This window comes from Streptomyces sp. col6 (assembly GCF_008042035.1).
Taxonomy (GTDB): Bacteria; Actinomycetota; Actinomycetes; order Streptomycetales; family Streptomycetaceae; genus Streptomyces.
Genome location: NZ_RDBL01000013.1, coordinates 1,516,108 through 1,519,859 on the forward strand (window position 1 = coordinate 1,516,108; position 3,752 = coordinate 1,519,859).

Here is a 3,752-nt window from a genome sequence, read left to right on the forward strand (position 1 = left end):
GTCATGGACCGTCCCCTCCCGGAGTGGTTCCTTGTGCTGTGTCGCCGGGACCGGTCGAGTCCTCGGCGTTCTGCAGGCGGCCGCGCTGCCAGCCGCGCTGGAGCGAAGCCATACGGCTGCGTACCTCGTCCGCGTCCGCCAGGCCAGCCTCGCCCCGCAGCTGCGCGAAGGACCGGACGCCCGCACGGCGGTGCCCGCTCCGGTGGAGGGCGCCGAGGACATCGAGCGGGACGCGGACGAGGTACGCAGCCGTATGGCTTCGCTCCAGCGCGGCTGGCAGCGCGGCCGCCTGCAGAACGCCGAGGACTCGACCGGTCCCGGCGACACAGCACAAGGAACCACTCCGGGAGGGGACGGTCCATGACCGCACCGAACGCCGCAGCAACCGAATCCGTACGCCAGGGATCCGGCGAACTGAACTGGCTCCTCGACGAACTCGTCGAGCGCGTCGCCAGCATCCGCAAGGCGCTGGTGCTCTCCAGCGACGGGCTTCCCACCGGCGCCTCCAAGGACCTGACGCGTGAGGACAGCGAGCACCTGGCCGCCGTCGCCTCCGGCTTCCACAGCCTGGCCAAGGGCGTGGGCCGGCACTTCGAGGCGGGCAGGGTCCGCCAGACCGTTGTGGAGCTCGACGAGGCGTTCCTCTTCGTCACCGCCGCCGGCGACGGCAGCTGCCTCGCGGTGCTCGCGGAATCCGAATCGGACGTGGGGCAGGTGGCGTACGAGATGACGCTGATGGTCAAGCGGGTGGGCCGCCACCTGGCCAACACCCCCCGGACCGGTCAGCCCTCCGGGGGGTGAGCGGACGGCATGAGCGTCGCATCGCCCGGCTCCCCGGAGACCCCGGAAAGGCCGCGGACCCCACGCTGGTACGACGACGAGGCGGGGCCGGTCGTCCGCCCCTACGCGATGACCCGGGGACGCACCAGCAGCGCGTCCCGCCACCGTCTCGACCTGATCGCGCTCGTCGTGCCCGAACCGGCGGCCGACGACCCGGACGCGGACCAGCTGCTCTCCCCGGAACACGTCGAGATCCTCGAACTCTGCGACGACGTGCCGCAGTCGATCGCCGAGCTCGCCTCGTCGCTGGACCTTCCCGTGGGAGTGGTCCGGGTCCTGGTGGGTGACCTCGTCGAGGACGAGCTGGTGCACGTGACCCGTCCCGTTCCGCCGGCCGAGCTGCCGGACGTGAACATTCTCCGTGAGGTGATCAATGGCCTTCGGGCGCTCTAGCCGCAACAGGCGGCCCGTGGAGCCCGTCACCCTCAAGATCCTGGTGGCGGGCGGCTTCGGCGTGGGCAAGACGACGCTGGTGGGCGCGGTCAGCGAGATCAGGCCGCTGCGCACGGAGGAGACGCTGACCGAGGCGGGCCGTCCGGTGGACGACCTGGACGGCGTCGAGGGGAAGACCACGACCACCGTGGCCATGGACTTCGGCCGGATCACGCTCCGCGAGGACCTGGTGCTGTACCTCTTCGGCACGCCGGGGCAGGACCGGTTCTGGTTCCTCTGGGACGAGCTGGCCCAGGGCGCGCTGGGGGCGGTCGTGCTCGCGGACACCCGGCGCCTGGCGGACTGCTTCGCGGCCGTCGACTACTTCGAGCGCCGCCGCATCCCGTTCGCTGTCGCCGTCAACTGCTTCGAGGGCGCGGAACGGTTCCCGGAGGCGACGGTACGGGCCGCGCTCGACCTGGACCCCGAGGTGCCGCTCCTGATGTGCGACGCGCGGGACCGGCCCTCGGCGCGGGACGTGCTGGTGGCCGTCGTCGAACACGCCCTGGCCCGCGCGGACCGCCCGCGCGAGCCCGTGACGACCTAGGGCCTTTCGTTCGGATCATGCTGGGCTCGCGGCCCTAGACCTGGCGGCCGTTCTCCGCGAGCCACTTCTCGGCGGTCCGTGCCAGCTCGTGGTCGCGCCCGGCCAGCATCATCCGGATCATCTGCGCGTCGCCGCGCAGCGACCAGCCCGGGTGCCCGAAGGTGGCCGGGTTGTTCTTCTCGATCAGGAAGTGCGCGGGCCAGGCCGTGCCGTAGCCGATGAGCGGCAGGGCGGCCAGATACCGCTTGCGGCCGCGCGCCAGCCCGTAGGCGGTGACGGCGAGACCGGTCAGGGTGCCGGTGAGATGCACCCAGCGGGTCGCGGCCCGCGAGTGCATCGCGACGTAGTACGGCCAGAACTCTTCGTACGACTCGAACGTCTGCGGTGACATACGGGAACCGTAGTGGCTCACCCCGCAACCGGAAACGGCTGCGCCGCGTCCCGAAAAGAGAACGGGCGGTCGGATCCCACGGGGGTGGTCCCGGCCGCCCGTTCCTCGCGCCGTGACCGGTTCAGTGCCCGGCGACCGACCTGCGGGCCACCGGGAAGTCGAAGTAGGTGTCGGGGAACGCCTCGGGCTGGAAGGTGTAGTGCCACCACTCCTCGGCGAGGTTCACGAAACCGGCCTCGGTGAGCGTCCTCTTGAGGAACTGCCGGTTGGCGCGCTGAACGCCCTGGATACGGGGATCGTCCGTGTGCGAGAGCGTGTCGAAGCAGTCGAAACCGGTGCCCATGTCCACCGAGTTGTCGGGGAAGCGGTCGGCCTTCGGCGCGTAGCACGGCACCAGTTTCTCGCCCGGTCGGTACGGCCTGGTCGGCAGGGCCGGCAGCCGTACCAGCGTCAGATCCACCGTGCTGCCCCGGCTGTGACCGGACTTCTCCGCGATGTACCCGTCCGCGAACAGCCGGGTCTTGTCGACCCGCGGATAGAACTCGCCCTTCATCGTCTCGTCGTCGAGGTCCTTCGCCCACCGCACGAAGTGGTCGACGGCCCGCTGGGGGCGGTAGCAGTCGTACACCTTCAGCGAGTAGCCCTGCCGCAGCAGCCGGAGCTGGGCGCGGTGCAGGGCCTCGGCTGCGGGCCGGGTCAGGATGCAGAGGGACTGGCGGTAGCCGTCCACGGGCTCGCCCATGAAGTCGTGGGCGGTGGGGTAACGCATCTCCTGGATGATCGTGGGGTCCACCGAACGCAGCGAGACGAATTCCCTGGGCGCCCCGGGGCCGGGCCCCGCCTGTGCCACCGGCGCGGTGACGGTCACGGCGAGCAGGGCGGCGGCGGTGGCCGCCAGGGCACGGAAAGCGGTCGCGATACCTGTCATGAGCACATCCTCCCGCGCGCGGGGACGTGCGGAAGGCGATCCGGTACAGTCCGCGCGTGTCCGCCACCGGTTCCCCGCCCGGTCACCACGAGCGCCGGCAGACCCGGCCCCGACGCGTCCCGGTCCCCACGGAAACGGAGCAGCCCGTGATCCACTCCCACTGCCCCGCCTGCGGAGCCTCCTACACCGGCCTCCCGTCCCCGGACACCTGGCCCCGCACCTGCGCCGCCTGCGGCGAGACCGCCTACCGCAACCCGCTCCCGGTCGCCGTCGCCCTGCTCCCCGTCACCGACGGCGACACCACCGGCCTCGTCGTCATCACCCGCACCATCGAACCCGCACGCGGCGGCCTCGCCCTGCCCGGCGGCTTCATCGACCACGCCGAGGACTGGCAGCACGCCGTCGTACGGGAACTGCGCGAGGAGACCCGCATCGAGGCCCGGCCCGAGGACGTCCGCCTCGCCGACGCCCTCAGCTCACCCGCCGGGCACCTGCTCCTGTTCGGGCTCCTCCCGGAACGGCCCGCCACCGCCCACGACTTCATGGGCGAGCCCGTGGACGGCTACCGCCAGTCCCTCTGCATCCTGACCCGGCCCGCAGCCGAGGCCCTGCAC

6 protein-coding genes and 1 pseudogene are annotated in these 3,752 nt (G+C 71.7%); 5 read left to right on the forward strand and 2 right to left on the reverse strand.

All coding sequences use genetic code 11. The features are described 5' to 3' along the window. The 4 genes and pseudogenes from EAO73_RS36695 to EAO73_RS23590 form a co-directional block, all read left to right on the forward strand. Positions 1–364, forward strand: a pseudogene (locus tag EAO73_RS36695) (hypothetical protein); the annotation flags it as partial. Then, positions 361–801 carry a roadblock/LC7 domain-containing protein gene (locus EAO73_RS23580; protein ID WP_147973444.1) on the forward strand — a complete coding sequence of 147 codons (441 nt, stop codon included), beginning with the start codon at positions 361–363 and terminating at the stop codon, positions 799–801. The pseudogene EAO73_RS36695 and the gene EAO73_RS23580, both read left to right, overlap by 4 nt. A 9-nt stretch (positions 802–810) precedes the next feature. Then, complete coding sequence (locus EAO73_RS23585; protein WP_147973445.1) at positions 811–1,233, forward strand: DUF742 domain-containing protein; 423 nt, start codon at positions 811–813, stop codon at positions 1,231–1,233. Next, positions 1,214–1,819, forward strand: a complete 606-nt coding sequence (locus EAO73_RS23590) for a GTP-binding protein (protein ID WP_147973446.1) — start codon at positions 1,214–1,216, stop codon at positions 1,817–1,819. Before EAO73_RS23585 ends, EAO73_RS23590 begins: the two co-directional genes overlap by 20 nt. Before the next feature lie 34 nt (positions 1,820–1,853). Here the strand turns inward: EAO73_RS23590 and EAO73_RS23595 are convergent, their stop codons facing one another. Then, the gene (locus tag EAO73_RS23595; protein ID WP_147973447.1) at positions 1,854–2,210 is read right to left on the reverse strand and encodes a DUF962 domain-containing protein; all 357 of its coding nucleotides are present in this window, start codon (positions 2,208–2,210) and stop codon (positions 1,854–1,856) included. A gap of 121 nt (positions 2,211–2,331) precedes the next feature. Continuing rightward, positions 2,332–3,138, reverse strand: a complete 807-nt coding sequence (locus EAO73_RS23600) for a M15 family metallopeptidase (protein ID WP_147973448.1) — start codon at positions 3,136–3,138, stop codon at positions 2,332–2,334. A gap of 56 nt (positions 3,139–3,194) precedes the next feature. Here EAO73_RS23600 and EAO73_RS23605 point away from each other — a divergent pair. Continuing rightward, on the forward strand, positions 3,195–3,752 hold a 558-nt coding region (locus EAO73_RS23605), incomplete at its 3' end, for an NUDIX domain-containing protein (protein WP_224756403.1).